We start from the raw sequence: 18,734 nt of genomic DNA on the forward strand, positions 1-18,734 counted from the left end.
AGCTATACCTGGGACTAACAATAAGTGTGCCAGAATTATCCGCGCGGCTGCAAAAGACTAATTTGACGGATAATGTGTGGGGTTGATCACAAATTGATGCCAGCTTCTGGTTGTTTGTAAAATACGAAAACGTTTGGCTTTTTTTATCGCGTTATTTATTTGCTGCTAAGTATCAGAAATAAGATAAAGGGGCAGGCTATCTCTCTTCAGTTTGATAAACTCACCGCCGTAATTCTCATATTGATATAGAAATGTGATATCTCTTCCATAATTTCATTAGAAAATGATAAAAATCTTATGTTTTTATCAAAGCCAATTTCGCCTGAGTTAATATCATCATGATCTGTGAACCATCAACGTCTTCAATGATCGACTTTTAAGTAAGTCTGGAAGGTAAAGCTATGGAGCTTGCTACTACGCAGTCAGTATTGATGCAAATTCAACCGACAATTCAGCGTTTTGCCAGAATGCTTGCCAGCGTTTTGCAGCTTGAGGTTGAGATCGTTGATGAAAACTTGTGTCGCGTTGCCGGAACGGGCGCGTATGGGAAGTTTCTTGGTCGCCAGTTGAGCGGCAACTCACGCCTGCTCCGCCACGTCCTGGAAACGAAAACTGAAAAAGTTGTGACACAGTCTCGCTTCGATCCCCTTTGCGAAGGTTGCGATAGTAAAGAAAATTGCCGCGAAAAAGCATTTCTGGGTACGCCTGTCATTTTACAGGATCGTTGTGTTGGGGTGATAAGTTTGATTGCCGTTACCCACGAGCAACAAGAGCATATCAGTGATAATTTACGCGAATTTTCTGATTATGTTCGCCATATATCCACCATTTTTGTTTCGAAACTTCTGGAGGATCAGGGGCCAGGAGATAACATCAGTAAAATATTTGCGACCATGATCGATAATATGGATCAGGGCGTATTAGTTGTAGATGATGAAAATCGGGTTCAGTTTGTTAATCAGACTGCCTTAAAAACACTTGGTGTTGTGCAAAATAATATTATTGGGAAACCTATCCGTTTCAGACCATTAACATTTGAGAGTAATTTTACCCATGGACATATGCAGCATATTGTTTCATGGGACGATAAAAGTGAATTAATCATTGGTCAATTGCATAACATTCAGGGCCGACAATTATTTTTAATGGCGTTTCACCAATCGCATACCAGTTTTTCTGTAGCAAATGCACCTGATGAACCGCATATTGAACAATTGGTTGGCGAGTGCCGTGTTATGCGGCAATTAAAACGACTCATTAGCCGTATTGCACCCAGCCCATCCAGCGTTATGGTGGTTGGTGAAAGCGGCACGGGTAAAGAAGTCGTCGCCCGTGCAATCCATAAGTTGAGCGGAAGACGGAATAAACCCTTTATTGCTATCAACTGTGCCGCGATTCCGGAGCAGCTTCTGGAGAGCGAACTGTTCGGTTATGTTAAAGGTGCATTTACTGGCGCTTCTGCCAACGGTAAAACAGGGTTGATTCAGGCGGCGAATACGGGCACGCTGTTTCTCGATGAAATAGGTGATATGCCATTAATGTTGCAGGCTAAATTACTGCGCGCTATTGAGGCACGTGAAATTCTGCCGATTGGTGCCAGTAGCCCAATACAAGTCGACATTCGCATCATTTCTGCAACTAATCAGAATTTGGCCCAGTTCATTGCCGAAGGTAAATTCCGCGAAGATCTCTTCTACCGACTTAATGTTATCCCGATAACTCTGCCACCGCTGCGTGAACGTCAGGAAGATATTGAACTATTGGTGCATTACTTTTTACATCTGCATACCCGTCGTCTGGGATCGGTTTATCCTGGCATTGCTCCCGATGTCGTCGAAATATTGCGTAAGCATCGTTGGCCCGGAAACCTGCGCGAGTTAAGCAATTTGATGGAATATCTGGTTAACGTGGTTCCTTCAGGTGAAGTTATCGACAGCACGCTATTGCCGCCAAATCTGCTGAATAATGGCACAACGGAGCAAAGTGATGTAACAGAGGTCAGTGAGGCGCACCTGTCACTCGATGATGCGGGCGGCACGGCGCTGGAGGAGATGGAAAAGCAAATGATCCGCGAGGCGCTTTCACGTCATAACAGCAAGAAGCAAGTTGCTGATGAACTGGGCATCGGCATTGCTACGCTCTATCGCAAGATTAAGAAATATGAGTTGTTAAACACATAACCTCAGTGAATCCGGCCTGAATTCAGGCCGGATATCCTTTTACTTCGTTTTCTCGCAATCCAGAACTGTATTTACAATCATCTGATACCCCGTGCAGCGACAAAGATTTCCCGCCAGTCCGCGACGAATTTCCGTAATGGTTAATGGCTTCTCGCGTGGTTTCGCCAGCATTGCCGTGGTAGCCATAATCAGGCCAGGCGTACAAAACCCGCACTGCACTGCGCCGGATTTCGCATAAGCCTGCTGAACATGAGAAAGTTTTCCGCCTTTCGCTTCACCTTCCAGCGTGCGGATCTCTTTTCCTTCAGCCCAGGCGGCAAGGTATAAGCAACTGTCTATTGCTGTGCCGTCGACCAACACCGTACAGGCACCACATTCACCCACGCAGCACCCTTGTTTGACACTTAGCAGTCCTTGTTCGCGGAGTAATTCCGAGAGCGGCGTGCCTGGTGCGGCGTGAAGCTGAAAAGGCATCCCGTTAATGGTGCATTCGATGGTAATTGTTTCGCTGTGATTCATTGCAATTTTCCCCCCGCCGCGGCGACGGCTTCGCTAATCACTTTTTTGGTCATCGTCTGGATGAGATGCAGACGAAACTCTTTACTGGCCCGCCATGAAGAACGCGGGGCGACATCTTGCAGGACAGATTCGCTGATAGCTTCCAGCGTTTGCAGGTTTAATGGCGCATTTTGTGCAGTCTGTTCGGCATGTTGGCAGCGAATCGGCGTTGGCGCGGCAACACCAAATGCCAGGCGTAATTCGCTGAAATTGCCGTTATCCAGTCGGCAATGTGCGGCGCAGCCAATCGTTGAAATATCCATTGCGTCGCGCATGGCATATTTAAAATGCGCGCTGCCCGCGTGTTCTTTCGGCTGTGGCGGAAAATGAAAGGCGACGAGGATTTCGTCATGCTCAAGAGACACTTTGCCCGGCCCGGTGTGAAAGCCATTAATCGGGACGAAACGAACACCGCGCGGGGAGTGGATCTCCAGTTTCGCGTCATAAATTAGCGTTGGCGTGGCAGAATCTGCGCTGGTGGCACCGTTGCAAATATTTCCACCGTAGGTAGCGACGTTACGGATCTGCGGTCCAGCAATGGACGTGGCCGCAGCACATAACGCCGGGAGATGACGTTGAGTTATAGGATCTTCTATTAGCTGGGTAAATGTCGTTGCAGAGCCGATACGTAGCGAGCCATCTTCCGCCAGCGTAATTCCCCGCAGCTCCGCCAGATTATGAATATCAACAATATGGCGATAACGGTCATTGTGATGGTGGAGCTGAATCAGTACGTCAGTGCCACCGGCGAGCAGTTTGGCCTGCGGGTTGTCAGCCAGCAGGTTGATGGCATCGGCAAGGGTTGCTGCGCGATGGTAAGAAGCAAAATCAAACATGATGTTATCCTCAAATCAATCCTGCCAGATGGAACTCTTCATATAACCGTTTTGGCGTCAGCGGCAGTGTATTGATTGCAACACCGGTAGCCATCTTCACCGCGTTACGAATAGCAGCGGCAACAGGAATTATTGGTGGCTCACCCAGTGACTTATGTCCGTATGCGGATTGCGGCTCATTGATTTCGACGAACGCGCTTTCCAGTTGTGGCAGATCCGGCATGGTCGGCATTTTGTAATCCAGCAGATTGGGGTTACGGACCACGCCGCTTTTAGCATCGATGATCATCTCTTCAAATAGCGCCCAGCCAATGCCCATTCCCATTCCGCCGTGTACCTGACCTTCTGCCAGCAGTGGATTAAGAATATGCCCTGAATCATGAACGTTGAGGATGCGGTTGATGGTGACTTTGCACAGCGCAATATCGACCGTCAGATCAACAAAGGTACAGCCAAACGCCGGTGGGTTAGTGGTGGTTTTGATGGAGCTTTCAGCAGAGAGCTGCCCGCCGCGTTCAGGGTGGTAGAAAGCGTCCATCGCCAAATCTTTTAACGACATTAACGGCTCTTCCGGTCGTTCAACCAGCACGATATGGCCTTTTATCAGGGTCAGATTCATCGCTGACTGATGTAGCATGACTGCGGCGTGAGCGATGATTTTCTCTTTTAATAATAGTGCCGCACTGCGCAGCGCAGGCGCGGCAACATAGCTCTGGCGTGAGGCAAATGCGCCGGGATCGAACGGCGTAACGTCGGTATCTTGAGTTGAAATAACGCGAACGTCGCTGACCGGAACCCCCACGGTTTCTGCCACCATTTGCGAGAAGACGGTGTCGGCACCCTGACCGATTTCCGTCGCGCCGCTTTGCACGTTGATGGTTCCATCCTGATTCATCAGAAGGCGCGCGCCTGCTATTTCTACGCCGACAGGCCAGGTGTTAGAGGTGTAGCTAAAACAGGCGACGCCAACGCCGCGGCGCAAATTGCCTTGCTGGTTCTGGCATTCTGCACGGCGTTTTTCCCATTCAAAGATTTTCCGGCCTTTTTCAAGACACTCCGGCAACCCTGCGCTGTAAATACGTTTGCCCGTGAGCGGATTAGCATCTCCTTCGCGGGCGGCGTTGCGTAAACGAATTTCAACAGGATCAATACCTAACGCTGTCGCGGCGTCATCAAGCATAGACTCAACGGCAAATACGACTTGTGGCGCGCCATAACCACGCATCGCACCAGCCGAGGGGAGGTTGGTATAGCAGGTCTTTGAACTGTAAGCGTAGGCACAACGAGGATAAAGGTAAGCGACTTTATTCCCCCCCGCAGAAGCGATGGAGTGCCCGTGAGATGCATAAGCGCCGGTGTTAGACAGAACATCCAGACTATAACCTTTCAATGTTCCGTCGCGGTTCACGCCCATTTGCCCGTCAATGGTAAAAGCGTGGCGGGTACGGGTTGCGAGGAAACACTCTTCACGGCTAAGGGAAACTTTCACCGGAATGCCGCCAAGCTTGCTGGTCAGGAATGCCGCCATTGGCTCTTCCAGTACATCCTGTTTATTACCAAAACCGCCACCGACAAATGGTTTGATGACTCGTACGCATGACCAGGGAATATCCAGCGCCTGACCAACCACGCGGCGAACAATGTGCGGGATCTGGGTGCTGGAAACGATGGTAATTCGCGAGTCATCCTCCATCCACGCCAGCGATGTTACGCTTTCCATGTGACAATGTTGAATAACGGGGGTCTGATAGTGCCCCTGTACCTGGTAGTCGGCGGCATCGATTGTTTGTTGGACATTACCCGTCGACATCGTGCTTTGTTTCAGTAAATTGCCACCGTTATGGATTGGTGCAGCGTCTTCTGCCAGCGCCGCTTCTGGCGTGGTGATAACGGGTAATTCTTGCCACTCAATGCTGACCAATTGCGCCGCTTTTTCTGCCGTGAGTTCATCGCGGGCCACGACGATGGCAACGGCGTCACCATGATGACGAACATGGCGAGTTAGCAGTGCGCGATCGGCGGTATCGCGCTTGTTTTCGTCAAGTGTCCAGGCATGCCCAGCTGTAGCGAATGGAATATCAGGCACATCTTCCCAGGTAAAAATCGCCAGTACGCCCGGCAAACTTCTGGCTTGTTCATCATTAATACTTACGGCATAACCATGTGCGATAGGGCTACGTACATATTTCGCATAACACATGCCCGCCATAACATAATCGTCAGTATATCGTGCCCGCCCGGTGACCTTAGCAATGGCATCGACGCGCATGCATGATTCACCCGTAGCGGTTGCTTCCCGCGCTTCCATAGAAATCCCCTCGATTTGAACATTTGGTTCTTATGGCAAAGATTTAGTCTAAGCAGGCAAGATTTACGCCAGAAACGACGATAAGCGTTAGGGGAGGTAGGAAGTGTGATGACGTTAAAAAAACACAGATATGATACGAAACAGGACTCTGAATAGGGGCAGTGATACGTATCAATATGAGTGGCGATAAAATCAATGTGATAAATTGGGATTATTACGCATCAGGATGGGAAATAGGGTAAAAAGTCAGGAAGTTCGATACCTCTACAGCGAATATTTTGCTGATGATACTTCCCTTTGCCAAATGAAATTAACCTCTTTCTCTATTACCACGTTTTTCCAGAAGCAAGAGATTGGGTATCAAGAGGCTGGCTGCTATGATAAGGCGTCTTGTTTTTTAAGCGAGGAAAGATTTTGAGTGCGGGACGCCTGAATAAAAAATCTCTGGGTATCGTGATGTTGTTATCGGTTGGACTGCTTTTGGCGGGCTGTTCGGGTAGCAAATCATCCGATACAGGAACGTATTCCGGCTCCGTTTACACCGTGAAACGGGGGGATACGCTATATCGTATTTCGCGCACCACGGGAACCAGCGTAAAAGAACTGGCGCGACTGAACGGCATTTCCCCCCCTTACACCATTGAAGTTGGTCAGAAACTAAAACTGGGTGGGGCGAAAAGTAGCAGTATTACACGTAAATCAACCGCCAAATCAACGACCAAAACCGCATCGGTTACACCGTCATCAGCGGTACCGAAATCATCCTGGCCGCCAGTAGGGCAACGTTGTTGGTTATGGCCAACGACAGGGAAAGTTATCATGCCGTATTCGACAGCAGATGGCGGCAATAAAGGGATTGATATCTCAGCTCCACGGGGTACACCTATTTACGCCGCGGGTGCAGGAAAGGTGGTGTATGTGGGCAACCAGCTGCGTGGCTACGGTAATCTCATCATGATTAAACACAGTGAAGATTACATTACGGCTTACGCCCATAATGACACGATGCTGGTAAATAATGGGCAAAGCGTGAAGGCTGGGCAAAAAATCGCCACTATGGGGAGCACGGATGCGGCATCTGTTCGCCTGCATTTCCAGATTCGTTACCGTGCAACGGCAATTGATCCGCTACGTTACTTGCCGCCTCAGGGCAGCAAGCCAAAATGCTGATGGCGAATTAATCAGCAGTCAGCAGCGTGGCACTTGCTAAGGAGAGCGTAAGGTTTATAATGCCTTACGCATCTCGAAGCGGGCGTAGTTCAATGGTAGAACGAGAGCTTCCCAAGCTCTATACGAGGGTTCGATTCCCTTCGCCCGCTCCAATTTATCTTCGCCGTAATACTTCCCCATTTTGTTGTAAATAAAAAGCGTTTACGCAATGCAATCCTTTTGTAACAACCCAGGTAAAACACCTTATTTTCAAGTTGTTAAATAAGTGGTTATCTACGCTTTTAACAAACGATTGATGGAATATTTTATGAAAGGGAAATCTGCATTAACTCTTCTGCTCGCTGGTATATTTTCGTGCGGCACATGCCAGGCGACAGGGGCAGAAGTGACGAGTGAATCTGTATTTAACATTCTTAATTCCACGGGGGCAGCAACAGATAAAAGTTATTTATCGTTAAATCCAGATAAGTATCCTAATTATCGTCTTCTGATTCACTCAGCCAAATTACAAAATGAAATAAAGAGCCACTATACCAAAGACGAAATTCAAGGATTGCTAACATTAACAGAAAACACACGAAAGTTAACGTTGACGGAGAAACCCTGGGGAACGTTTATTCTTGCTTCTACTTTCGAAGATGACAAAACAGCGGCAGAAACCCACTATGATGCTGTCTGGTTGAGGGATAGTTTATGGGGCTATATGGCATTAGTATCAGATCAGGGAAATAGTGTAGCCGCAAAAAAGGTTCTGCTCACCCTGTGGGATTATATGTCTACGCCCGACCAGATTAAGCGGATGCAGGACGTCATTAGCAACCCAAAACGACTGGATGGAATTCCCGTGCAAATGAATGCTGTGCATATCCGATTTGACAGCAACTCCCCCGTGATGGCAGATGTGCAGGAAGAAGGCAAGCCGCAGCTGTGGAACCATAAACAAAATGATGCTTTAGGTCTTTACCTTGATCTCCTTATACAAGCAATCAACACTGGTACTATTAACGCTGAAGATTGGCAAAAAGGTGACCGATTAAAGTCGGTTGCGCTGCTGATTGCTTATCTGGATAAAGCCAATTTCTATGTTATGGAAGATTCCTGAGCATGGGAAGAAGATGCCCGATTAAACACATCTTCCGTTGCACTGGTGACCTCTGGACTGGAACGTTTGTCAAACCTACTCTCGAAGAAAGACTCTGTTTTTGTCTCTGATTTACTACGCGAAGCTAAAGTCAATGAACTGGATGAAACTCTTTCAACAACGAGGTTGAACCACCTCATAGATAAAGGTTATGAAAGAATAACGTTACAGCTTGATTTAGGGGGAGAATCCCCAGGTTATCTGGAAAAAGATAAACATTACAGAGAAGCCGATGCGGCTTTACTTAATGTTATTTATCCTACAAATCTTTCAAAGATAAACACCAGAAGAAAAGAGCAAGTTTAGACTGGCCCCCTGAATCTCCAGACAACCAATATCACTTAAATAAGTGATAGTCTTAATACTAGTTTTTAGACTAGTCATTGGAGAACAGATGATTGATGTCTTAGGGCCGGAGAAACGCAGACGGCGTACCACACAGGAAAAGATCGCAATTGTTCAGCAGAGCTTTGAACCGGGGATGACGGTCTCCCTCGTTGCCCGGCAACATGGTGTAGCAGCCAGCCAGTTATTTCTCTGGCGTAAGCAATACCAGGAAGGAAGTCTTACTGCTGTCGCCGCCGGAGAACAGGTTGTTCCTGCCTCTGAACTTGCTGCCGCCATGAAGCAGATTAAAGAACTCCAGCGCCTGCTCGGCAAGAAAACGATGGAAAATGAACTCCTCAAAGAAGCCGTTGAATATGGACGGGCAAAAAAGTGGATAGCGCACGCGCCCTTATTGCCCGGGGATGGGGAGTAAGCTTAGTCAGCCGTTGTCTCCGGGTGTCGCGTGCGCAGTTGCACGTCATTCTCAGACGAACCGATGACTGGATGGATGGCCGCCGCAGTCGTCACACTGATGATACGGATGTGCTTCTCCGTATACACCATGTTATCGGAGAGCTGCCAACGTATGGTTATCGTCGGGTATGGGCGCTGCTTCGCAGACAGGCAGAACTTGATGGTATGCCTGCGATCAATGCCAAACGTGTTTACCGGATCATGCGCCAGAATGCGCTGTTGCTTGAGCGAAAACCTGCTGTACCGCCATCGAAACGGGCACATACAGGCAGAGTGGCCGTGAAAGAAAGCAATCAGCGATGGTGCTCTGACGGGTTCGAGTTCTGCTGTGATAACGGAGAGAGACTGCGTGTCACGTTCGCGCTGGACTGCTGTGATCGTGAGGCACTGCACTGGGCGGTCACTACCGGCGGCTTCAACAGTGAAACAGTACAGGACGTCATGCTGGGAGCGGTGGAACGCCGCTTCGGCAACGATCTTCCGTCGTCTCCAGTGGAGTGGCTGACGGATAATGGTTCATGCTACCGGGCTAATGAAACACGCCAGTTCGCCCGGATGTTGGGACTTGAACCGAAGAACACGGCGGTGCGGAGTCCGGAGAGTAACGGAATAGCAGAGAGCTTCGTGAAAACGATAAAGCGTGACTACATCAGTATCATGCCCAAACCAGACGGGTTAACGGCAGCAAAGAACCTTGCAGAGGCGTTCGAGCATTATAACGAATGGCATCCGCATAGTGCGCTGGGTTATCGCTCGCCACGGGAATATCTGCGGCAGCGGGCTTGTAATGGGTTAAGTGATAACAGATGTCTGGAAATATAGGGGCAAATCCAATAAACAATTGGAATTTACTTCCATTGATCTGTTTACTCAGTGGTTGTCACTTTTATCGAGAAAGGTTTGCAGAACGCGGGTTTTTTTATAAGGTTCCTGATGTACTAAGGGATTATTTATCAGCTATACCGCTGGAAATAAATGAAAAGGCACGATACAAACCCGGCATCGCTAACTATCACAATATCATCACATGTGGTTTTTCAACGTTGTTACCCTATATAAGGCAACAACCATTGGCAATGCAGCAACGATTTAATTTATTATTTCCTGATTTTGTTGACCACATACAATCGCCGTTACCACTTGCATCAACACTTTTAGAGAGAATTACATTTTATGCGAAAAAAAATAGAGATGAGCTTGATAAAATCTCCTGCAAATGGTGTTGTGATTAAAAGAAAAATTTCTGATGGATTGAAAGAAATAGTTTCTCTTAAAGAAAAAATCCTTCTTGAAACCACCGCAAAAATTCAGAGTATTGAGGAAAAGAGAGAAGAAAAATTTATTCAAGGTTATTATGATGGCTATACAAAAGGCATTATTGATGAGATGGATAATTTTATACCCTTGATAAGCTTGCTATGCTCAGAACTTGAAAAAAAAGAATAAACATGATAAACGATCTGAAGAGTATATTGTTAAAACCTTCAGAAGAAGTTGATGTTTTTATCAAAATTTTTGAAAGTTGGGTAACAAAATTACCATCAATATCAGGTCCTGTAAATCTCCATATACCTACCAGTTTCAAAGATAAGTCTCTTGAAGTAGAGTCATATTTTGTCGACAAATCAATATGGAATGTCCATATTACATTTCATGATGATAAGCGTTTTGTGTTTTTTACCGATCAATTTATTGCTGAATTTAGTCCGCAGGAATTTGTGGATAATTGTGAGCAATATTTAATTAATAATCATTGTTTCTCCCCTGACAAGGTTAACGAAATCTGCGAACAAGCCAGACATTATTTAGTTGAAAAAATGTTTGAAACACATTCTTTGGATATGAATAATTCTGTTTTGGCAAGCCCTGAGGACTTATAGCTCCCTGGCTCAAGTTTAATGATTTGAATATAATCTAATTGTAATATTTTAATCATCTCATGATTTTTTAATGCCTGTGGTATTTTTTTACGCAAAAATTTTATTTTTAATTATATTTCATTATTATTTCATCAATGTATTCTTTGGATTTTGCTTATAATAATAATGGAAGGGATGATTATAAATGAATGCGTTAAAGCATTTACACTCAGGATGAATATATGGGAAAAATTAAAATTGTAGTTTCAGATCAGCAGCCGTTTATGATTGATGGGATAATTGGATTTCTCGGACATTATCCTGATTTATATGAGGTTGTTGGGGGCTATAAAGATCTGAAGAAAGCTATAGCGGAGTGTAACAAATCTACAGCCTAAATATTTATTTTAGGAGAATTTGCAGGTGGAATGATGGGGGCCGAACTCGTAAAATGGGTTAAATCGCATAAGATAGATGCTCATATTATTACATTTGTAGCAAAGATGCCGTATATTGATTCAATAAAATTGCTTGAAGCAGGTGCGAAAGGATGCGTATGGAAAACCAGTCACCCGGCGAAACTAAATCGTGCTATTGATTCGATTAGTAATGGTTACACTTATTTTGATAGTGTACATATGGATTGTGAAAAAATATCTTCCAGGTATTCCTCTGATAATCAACTTACAAATCGTGAGTCAGAAATATTACAACTCATAGCTGATGGTAAAACAAACAAAGAAATCGCTAATTTCTTGCAGTTAAGCAGGAAAACAGTCGAAACTCATAGACTCAATATCATGAAGAAATTAGATGTTCACAGTGGTATCGAGTTGATCAAAACAGCTTTACGTATGGGTGTTTGCACTATATAAAAAAAAGAGGCTTTAGGCTCATTTTGCTGAAGCCTTACGATTGTCTAGTTCATTAAGCCTGGTATATACAATATATATTTTGGGGCATATTGCTGTCTCTTTTTTTGGTTATCCATTGCAAAACCCGCATTATAAGTCCCCAGGCATTGCCACGTTACTCCACAACGTGAAAAATGGTTATATAAAATCTCGGTTCCTATTTTAATGTTCAGACAAGGGTTATCTAACAAATCTCGTTCATCTTTTATTATTCCACGTTTTTTTAACAGGGGAATATGCATCTGGTTTATCTGCATTAACCAATAATCTAAACTCTTTATATTGTTATTCTTATCTCTGTTCTTGCCTATGCTATCCTTTTTTAGATTGCTTTCAACAAGAGCGATAGCTTTAATTAAATTTGGTTCGATTCTGAACATTGTTCCTGCTTCATTAGAGCAAGAGTTGCTGGCGAAAGACATTTTTGTAATAAATATACAAAACGTGAAGATGGTTAAGAATTTAACTTTTGGTGAGCGCATATTTTTTCATGTGTGAGGATTGAATGAAAGGAACGAGATACTATTATAAAAGTATCTCGTTATGATTTATTTGGTCAATCGTCTACCACTCAATTTTATAGTAAGGTGAGATAGGATTATCTTCTGAATACATATCATTTTGAAAAGGCGCCATCCATGTTGAAACTATAAATGCTTGTATTTGATCTGTATCAGTAGCACTGGTGTTGATGTGTTTATCTAATGATACGACTTCATCACCCGTTGCATTCGCTATATTTGAACTTTGAGATAAATTATTGATACCGATTGGATTAGTCATAAAGCTCCCTTTTTTAATTGTCCAGGCCAATGGTCTTTACATCATACTTTTAACTCTAGAGCATTTTAAATATCTTGCAATAAGGTGAATATCTTAGATATTTTTATCTCTGTTGTTTAAATAACAAGTTGCATACATCTAAATAATAAAATTGCGTCAATAAAAATTTATCGCATACAAATTCTCGTCAGCTGCTTTAATTTCAAAATGTTGTCAATTATAACTCGATGGCTTTCACTCTCAGTTTCTTTATAGTAGAGTTTAATGTTGTTTTTGAGCGGGTTAGGCACATACATATCTACACATTCTTTTATCACAACTGCTTTTCGTCTTCTGGGTTCGAGTTGTAGTGATTTGTCTATACAAATCCTTGCCTCTTCAATTTTTTCATTATGAAAGTGGACTAGTGCCCTATAGTAGTAGAGAGAGGCTATATCAGTTGAGTGTATCTTAGCCTGTTCAAATAAGATATGAGATACTTTTGCTTGTCCAGACAGACCAGTTATCAGTCCCATAATAGCTAAAATTTTTCCATCGACAGTGGTTATGTCTGATACATAATCTAAAAGCTCTAATGCTTTTTGAGCAGCAAGTTCAAGTTCACTTTTTCCATGAAGTGCCAAAGACATATGGCATTCCGCTAGAAGGCAATAACATTCTGTTTTTAGCGTCTGTATATCACTTTTATTTTGTAATCTATCAAATATAGTCATGGCCCTGTAAATGCTTTCAGGGGTGAAGTCGTAAAGTTCTTTCTTTCCGGCTAACATTTCATCTGATAAATAATGATTCTTATATCCTTGGTCCTGCTTAGCTAATCTTACAGATCGTTCTGGTTTATGTACCGTTTGAAGGATATTATCTATAATAAATTGTGATGTATTATGTAGTTCATCAACAGGGAGATGATTACTGGCGATGAGGAAAAGGTTTTTAGCGTCGATCAACTCAATGTATAAAGTGTTCACTGCATTATTCTGGTTTATTCTTCCTGTAACGAAATAATCTGGCTTGAATCTGCTCAAGAATGAATTTTGAGATATGTGATCATTACAAAAATTTGTCGCAGCCATCGGATAGGTATAGAGACCATCGATTTTTTTATTTGAAATGATTTGCACTAATTCCTGATTAAGTATTAATGGATCCAGTGTATTCAATGAAGTAGTGAAAGGGAATATAGCTATGGAATAGTCTGAAGTATTATCTTCATTAATTTTAGTTTTGAAAACCTGCCCGCTGAAACGATAACCTTTCCGGTAGATTGTTTCTATGCAACGATCATAGCCAATTTTTTCAAAAATGCAGCGCAAAGAATAGATACATCTTGTCAGGGACTCGTCACTAACAATAATATTTTTCCATACTGATTCGATGATCATATCTTTCAGTACAACATGACCAGCGGATTCAAGTAATACTATTAATACACCTAACTCTTTCTGTGGAATATAAACTTGCTCATTTCCTTGAGTAAGAATTCCATCTTCCGTGAGCGTTAATCCCTCAAGAAAATGATATGAGAATTTATTTTCTAAGTCCATTAGTTAACCTCTATGAAAAAATTGGTTTCTTGCATCCTGCTTAAGCAATAGAAATTATGGCTATTCATATTTATGTGTCATTAACGCTACAGGAAATTACATTTGACATATCTATGGTTGTGTTCACTAATTTATCTTAGGAATTCAGTGATGTAATCTGAAATAGCCTTATTCAATTTTGATAAAGTAGATTGTTCTCTAACGCATTGAAAAATAATGATTTATAGTATGCTCTTAACTGTTTTAAGATGCTGATTTAAGAAAACATAAGAGGTGCTGGTTATAGTGGTTAACTGCACTATAACCAGCAAATTTAACCAAATGATTGTAATGCTTAGCCATTATCTTCTGAATTATCGTTTAAGAGTTCAATATATGCCTGCGCTTTACTCTTAACACTATCATCCTCACAATTGTTAATAATGTGATAGAAACATTGCATTGCGTTATCGATATTTTTAGCCCCAATCTGACATTGACCCATACGATAAATAACTGAATAGTCATCATACGGGAAGTAATTGTAACTTAGTTTGTAAAGGTCATATGCTTGTTGATATTTCTTTTTGGGCTGACATACTGATGCAAAATCTTTTAGATACTCATGATTTTCGAACGCATAAATGCACAAGAATTTATAATAAATTTCTGCGTCCGTTATATTACCCTTTTCATGGTAGTCGAATGCATATGCATATATTCTATCAAGGATATCAGGAGTTAAACCATGTAGTAATGCCAGATTTTCTCCTTTCGATAATGCGTGTTTTAGTTGATTTGCCCATTCATCACTATTATTGAATATTTCAATTGTTTCTGTGCTCATAATATTCCTCTGTGATGTGTCTCGTGATGCCAAATTATTATTGATTGACTCATTGATATTTTTATATTTATCTTTTTTAAATTATGAGTTTTAAGCTTGCATTGCTTATGGTATATTTTTCATTATTGGTAAAAGTACTGTTCACTACAAACTAATAACATCATTAGTTGTTTTACTAATATTCACCTTATTAGTTATCTTAATTACGACATTACATAAATGCCTTAATGTGTATGACCTGGATTCATAGTATCAATTGCCATTTTTTCAATGAAAATTAAAAAGGGGATTTTTGAGAAGGGTAGAATGTCGTTTGTTTTTTTCTTTATTATGTCTGGTGACGCGGGGGGATAGAACGTCTGTGCATATAGTAGTGAATTTATTCAGGTCTACATTATTCTCTATTTTGGTCAGTTTTATGAGTTCATTTACAGCCATACTCATTAAATCATCTGTTATCGAAAATTTATATATGCTCATAGCAGATAATATTGCTTGCTGAATTATCTCTTCAGAAATATCCGCTATCTTTATTGACAAATCATGTGTTAGATATTTTCCTCCAAGAGATTCTTGTTCAATATAATTTAAACCAGACCCCATTGTGATTTTAACTGGATTAACGGATTTCTCTTCATTTTTCTTATTTTTGTTCTCCTGATCAGGAACTAATGGTTGCAGTGGTAGGCTATTATTAATATTTCGTGGCTTCATTTTACATTTCTCTCATTTGATTAGAGCAAAATCCGAATTCGCAGCTTCTGATAATGTCAAATATCACCTTATGGAGACGTTACGTAGAATGACTATATTTGTTATCGGCACATTAGGGGTATTAATTTTAGTATTGATGGAAGGTGATTATTGAACAGTAACATCGAGTCACGGTAAAAATGTGAGGTATACAATGGACATTGAATTTTCGCAGATTCATGAAATGGTCTATATGCATGATATTGTAAATTCGGACTCGAAAAAGAAACCAAGGATTCCGTTAAAAAAATTCCTTAATGCTGAGAATGTTCTCACGCAAACAACATCATGGACATTAAATTCAAGATATGTGAATGTTAATTCTGTCAATAAAGTCAACGTAAAGAGTAAAGTTAAAAACAGTTATATCTCACGATCTGTCAATGATGAGTTTAGTTTAACAGATGATGAAATCAATTCTTTTAAAGAAACGTTAGTCCTTTCCTCTATTGATTCACTGAGTAAACTGGTTCTTAATAATCCTCTTTCTGTATTGTTTACATCGACTGTACGAAGGAATAATAATCGAGCTAAGATGAATGTCGAGTTCGACTCATGGATTTGCATCAGATGTTGTTGATACATGATATTTTACATTGCAAGGAGATGTCTAAAATGAAAGATGTTGATCAAATCTTTGATGCTTTAGACTGCCATATACTGCGAGAATATTTAATTTTATTGTTTTATGATTAACGAGGTTCCATCTTTTTGTTATCTATTTTAGTTTACCTTGCACAATGCATTATTGCTCTGTTACCAATGCTCAAAATAAAAGCATGCTTACCTTGCTTTAGTATATTATAGCTTACACTTTTTTCTGGAAAGACATAAAAATCAGGAATAAGTTGTGCAAGTCTATCATCATCAACTTGATCCATAATCTCAAACTTATTAACTTTCTTTGATGTTAAATGGGCTGTGTCATAGTTTTCAATCCATGTGTATTCAATATTTCGCCGTATTGATTTACTTTCTCTGTTACCTTGTTGCCAGGTTCCACTCAACGCAACAGTTCCTGTTTTATTTTTTTTGTTATACATAAAGTCGATGGTAAGATTTGCTCGTCCCTGGTCATTAAAAATTACCCAATTTGCAGTGCATGTTTCGTTATATATCATTTTTTCTGCAGTGTAAGAATAGACAGTGAAGAGAATAAACCCACTGATAAAAACTAAAATAAATAATAAGTTTTTTTTATAATCAATCACGATTAACCTCACGGTAAGACAGGGTTAAACAGTTTGCCACTTCATGTTGGTTATAGTTTTTATTGCATGCCATAACAATCATCCCCGGTGAGGATTTTGCAAGAGGGAAGTATAACCACGGATGTTTTTTACAGTTAATCCCCGAATCCAGTATCCGTGTTTTATATTTATCGAACTCTTTCAACCCATCAATTGTATCTTCTGTTACATTAAAATGGCAGCCATTAATTTCCGCAACAGTCTTGTAATCCTTGAAAAATGGCTTCGGTTGATTATTATTCCATAGCCAATATGCAGAATATGCGCCTATGACAAATGCGCTCAACATAATTAGATGACTTTTTATATGTTTGAGGATTTTGTTATTGAAATTCTTTGCGCCACCAATGCTCTCTTTGTATCCCGCATTAACTTTTATGGCAGGTGGGGCATTGTGTGTATGTGCGTCTGTTGACGAGTTTATTACATGATTTTGTATGTTAATGTCATTATGGATCTTGAATCCTCTTCTCGGCACGGTTGCAATTAGCGAGTGGGTAGTATCACCAACAGCGCGAAATCCGCGTCTGATAATGGATATGTTCTGATATAACGTGTTAGTAGGCACACGCATACCTTCTTCTTCCCAGACTCTGGTGAAAAAATCTTGTTGTGCAACCACATCAGGAAAAGCTTCAAGTAGAAGTGATAAACATCGACTGGCTGGCGTTGTCAGAACGACGTTAAGATCGGCGTTATGTACCGATATTAATTTTCGGTGCTCAGGCCAGAACTCGATATTATCGTTAATAATCCAGTACATACGTCAATAAACACTAAATCAATCGAAATGGAGATCACATAGTTTGCTAAGTATATTGGTATTTACGGCATAAATATATATTAATTTTATATTTATCATGATGATTGAAATGAGGCTTTAATGTTGCAACGTAAAACTTTACGTAAATTAACATGGTTAACATTTATGCCACTATTGTTTGTAAATTCATATTTCGTAATGCTTCTGAATTTTTCGTGTGATGGTTTTAAATACTATGGTGTTTACTCTTGAGGGGACGGCCTATTTATAAAATACGGACATTTCAATAAATGCCCGTATAAACAGAGTATGATTCTGGCTGGTCGTTGAGTATCAATGTTGGACCGAATGTGAACGAATAAATAATTCGTTTATTTTACCACCCATTCTCTTTTCGATTCGTTGCTTGTACGCGTAGATGCTACGGATATCCATATCCAGAACTTCAGCAATCTGATATGGATTATAACCAGAAACCATATACCCCATTATGGTGAATTCCATCTGAGTTAATGTGTTACCTCCGGTAAATGATAAATAACGACCAATAAATAGTTGTCTGATCTTTTCATTGGCAACATCAAGACCATCATCATTATATATGACAGCAGATATTGCTGAGTTGTGTTTTCGCCAGTAATTAGCTAACGATTGCATATTGCGGTCGCTGACTAAAACAATCCCCATGTCAGTACTTGCAAGATAGTCAATCCAGTCTTTTTCAAGGAATAGACGTAAAAAACTTACTGAAAAATCGACAAAAATATATCCGCTTAATCTCGCATTGTGGTTTTTTGTTAAGATACCTTCTACCACACCACGATTAAAATATGAACTTTCTTCGGGCCACATACAAAAACACGAGTTTGCGCAATACTGCAAACGCGGTGACTCTTCTGGCATTATTTGGCAATGCATTGAGCAACTATTGCATGTAAGACTTTTATAACGACTACAAAGCCCCATGTTAAGAACCTCCCTATCCGTATATAATTGCATAATTTCATTGGTTATTGATGATGTCAATACACCATGATTTTGTAATTTT

At 41.4% G+C, this 18,734-nt stretch carries 16 protein-coding genes, 1 tRNA gene and 5 pseudogenes; 11 read left to right on the forward strand and 11 right to left on the reverse strand.

Going from position 1 to position 18,734, the window contains the following annotated elements; translation table 11 throughout:
* Positions 1-401 precede the first annotated feature (401 nt).
* The gene (locus KXD89_RS04240; RefSeq protein ID WP_000417791.1) at positions 402-2,180 is read left to right on the forward strand and encodes a sigma-54-dependent Fis family transcriptional regulator; all 1,779 of its coding nucleotides are present in this window, start codon (positions 402-404) and stop codon (positions 2,178-2,180) included.
* 39 nt (positions 2,181-2,219) lie between these two features.
* Here the strand turns inward: KXD89_RS04240 and xdhC are convergent, their stop codons facing one another.
* Genes xdhC through xdhA form a run of 3 tightly spaced genes read right to left on the reverse strand, consistent with a single transcriptional unit; the run spans position 2,220 to position 5,882 of the window.
* Entirely contained in the window at positions 2,220-2,699 is a 480-nt protein-coding gene (gene xdhC / locus KXD89_RS04245; RefSeq protein ID WP_001016605.1) for a xanthine dehydrogenase iron sulfur-binding subunit XdhC, read from the reverse strand.
* Complete coding sequence (xdhB, locus tag KXD89_RS04250; protein WP_000459182.1) at positions 2,696-3,574, reverse strand: xanthine dehydrogenase FAD-binding subunit XdhB; 879 nt, start codon at positions 3,572-3,574, stop codon at positions 2,696-2,698. The genes xdhC and xdhB overlap by 4 nt, the downstream gene beginning before the upstream one ends.
* A gap of 10 nt (positions 3,575-3,584) precedes the next feature.
* Complete coding sequence (xdhA, locus tag KXD89_RS04255) at positions 3,585-5,882, reverse strand: xanthine dehydrogenase molybdenum-binding subunit XdhA (RefSeq protein WP_000388150.1); 2,298 nt, start codon at positions 5,880-5,882, stop codon at positions 3,585-3,587.
* Between the two features lie 414 nt (positions 5,883-6,296).
* On the opposite strand from xdhA, the gene actS reads away from it, so the two are divergent.
* The 8 genes and pseudogenes from actS (at position 6,297) to KXD89_RS04295 (ending at position 11,728) form a co-directional block, all read left to right on the forward strand.
* Positions 6,297-7,052, forward strand: a complete 756-nt coding sequence (gene actS, locus KXD89_RS04260; RefSeq protein ID WP_001301085.1) for an amidase activator ActS — start codon at positions 6,297-6,299, stop codon at positions 7,050-7,052.
* A 78-nt stretch (positions 7,053-7,130) separates the two neighbouring features.
* Positions 7,131-7,204, forward strand: a tRNA-Gly gene (locus tag KXD89_RS04265).
* A 155-nt stretch (positions 7,205-7,359) separates the two neighbouring features.
* Positions 7,360-8,154: a protein YgeQ gene (gene ygeQ / locus KXD89_RS04270; RefSeq protein WP_000676919.1), complete on the forward strand. Its 795-nt coding sequence runs from the start codon at positions 7,360-7,362 to the stop codon at positions 8,152-8,154.
* A 66-nt stretch (positions 8,155-8,220) separates the two neighbouring features.
* The gene (locus KXD89_RS22410) at positions 8,221-8,499 is read left to right on the forward strand and encodes a hypothetical protein (RefSeq protein WP_000067507.1); all 279 of its coding nucleotides are present in this window, start codon (positions 8,221-8,223) and stop codon (positions 8,497-8,499) included.
* 88 nt (positions 8,500-8,587) lie between these two features.
* Positions 8,588-9,816, forward strand: a protein-coding gene (locus tag KXD89_RS04275; RefSeq protein ID WP_088895425.1) for an IS3-like element IS2 family transposase whose coding sequence is annotated in 2 segments (ribosomal slippage) — positions 8,588-8,903 and positions 8,903-9,816 — 1,230 coding nt in all. Because the reading frame shifts where the segments join, the coding sequence is not laid out codon by codon here.
* A gap of 11 nt (positions 9,817-9,827) precedes the next feature.
* A pseudogene (locus KXD89_RS04280) lies at positions 9,828-10,226 on the forward strand (type III secretion apparatus protein OrgA/MxiK); the annotation flags it as partial.
* A pseudogene (locus KXD89_RS22540) lies at positions 10,168-10,874 on the forward strand (hypothetical protein). The pseudogenes KXD89_RS04280 and KXD89_RS22540, both read left to right, overlap by 59 nt.
* A 221-nt stretch (positions 10,875-11,095) precedes the next feature.
* Positions 11,096-11,728 (forward strand): annotated as a pseudogene (locus KXD89_RS04295) (LuxR C-terminal-related transcriptional regulator).
* 18 nt (positions 11,729-11,746) lie between these two features.
* On the opposite strand, the pseudogene KXD89_RS04300 reads toward KXD89_RS04295, so the two are convergent.
* From KXD89_RS04300 to KXD89_RS04320, 5 genes and pseudogenes are all read right to left on the reverse strand, one after another.
* A pseudogene (locus tag KXD89_RS04300) lies at positions 11,747-12,249 on the reverse strand (lytic transglycosylase domain-containing protein).
* 82 nt (positions 12,250-12,331) lie between these two features.
* The gene (ygeI, locus tag KXD89_RS04305) at positions 12,332-12,550 is read right to left on the reverse strand and encodes a protein YgeI (protein ID WP_000184091.1); all 219 of its coding nucleotides are present in this window, start codon (positions 12,548-12,550) and stop codon (positions 12,332-12,334) included.
* 167 nt (positions 12,551-12,717) lie between these two features.
* On the reverse strand, positions 12,718-14,094 hold the full coding sequence (gene ygeH, locus KXD89_RS04310; protein WP_000362702.1) for a HilA family transcriptional regulator YgeH: 1,377 nt from the start codon (positions 14,092-14,094) through the stop codon (positions 12,718-12,720).
* A 334-nt stretch (positions 14,095-14,428) separates the two neighbouring features.
* Positions 14,429-14,920 carry a tetratricopeptide repeat protein gene (locus KXD89_RS04315; RefSeq protein WP_000102780.1) on the reverse strand — a complete coding sequence of 164 codons (492 nt, stop codon included), beginning with the start codon at positions 14,918-14,920 and terminating at the stop codon, positions 14,429-14,431.
* Between the two features lie 224 nt (positions 14,921-15,144).
* Positions 15,145-15,634, reverse strand: a pseudogene (locus KXD89_RS04320) (hypothetical protein).
* A gap of 193 nt (positions 15,635-15,827) precedes the next feature.
* Between KXD89_RS04320 and yqeK the strand changes: the two are divergent.
* Both yqeK and KXD89_RS04330 read left to right on the forward strand, forming a co-directional pair.
* Positions 15,828-16,253 (forward strand): protein YqeK, encoded by a 426-nt coding sequence (yqeK, locus tag KXD89_RS04325; RefSeq protein ID WP_072647323.1) that lies wholly within the window; start codon positions 15,828-15,830, stop codon positions 16,251-16,253.
* A gap of 35 nt (positions 16,254-16,288) precedes the next feature.
* Positions 16,289-16,369, forward strand: coding sequence for a hypothetical protein (locus tag KXD89_RS04330; RefSeq protein WP_000655820.1), 81 nt, complete (start codon positions 16,289-16,291; stop codon positions 16,367-16,369).
* A gap of 32 nt (positions 16,370-16,401) precedes the next feature.
* Here the strand turns inward: KXD89_RS04330 and yqeJ are convergent, their stop codons facing one another.
* The 3 genes from yqeJ to KXD89_RS04345 form a co-directional block, all read right to left on the reverse strand.
* On the reverse strand, positions 16,402-16,884 hold the full coding sequence (yqeJ, locus tag KXD89_RS04335; RefSeq protein ID WP_000568339.1) for a protein YqeJ: 483 nt from the start codon (positions 16,882-16,884) through the stop codon (positions 16,402-16,404).
* Positions 16,877-17,686: a transcriptional regulator gene (locus KXD89_RS04340; protein WP_001300710.1), complete on the reverse strand. Its 810-nt coding sequence runs from the start codon at positions 17,684-17,686 to the stop codon at positions 16,877-16,879. The genes yqeJ and KXD89_RS04340 overlap by 8 nt, the downstream gene beginning before the upstream one ends.
* A gap of 333 nt (positions 17,687-18,019) precedes the next feature.
* A complete protein-coding gene (locus tag KXD89_RS04345) occupies positions 18,020-18,652 on the reverse strand; it encodes a helix-turn-helix transcriptional regulator (protein ID WP_001336169.1) in 633 nt (210 codons plus the stop codon).
* Between the last annotated feature and the right edge of the window lie 82 nt (positions 18,653-18,734).

The sequence above is a fragment of the Escherichia sp. TC-EC600-tetX4 genome (assembly GCF_019356055.1).
Lineage (GTDB): Bacteria > Pseudomonadota > Gammaproteobacteria > Enterobacterales > Enterobacteriaceae.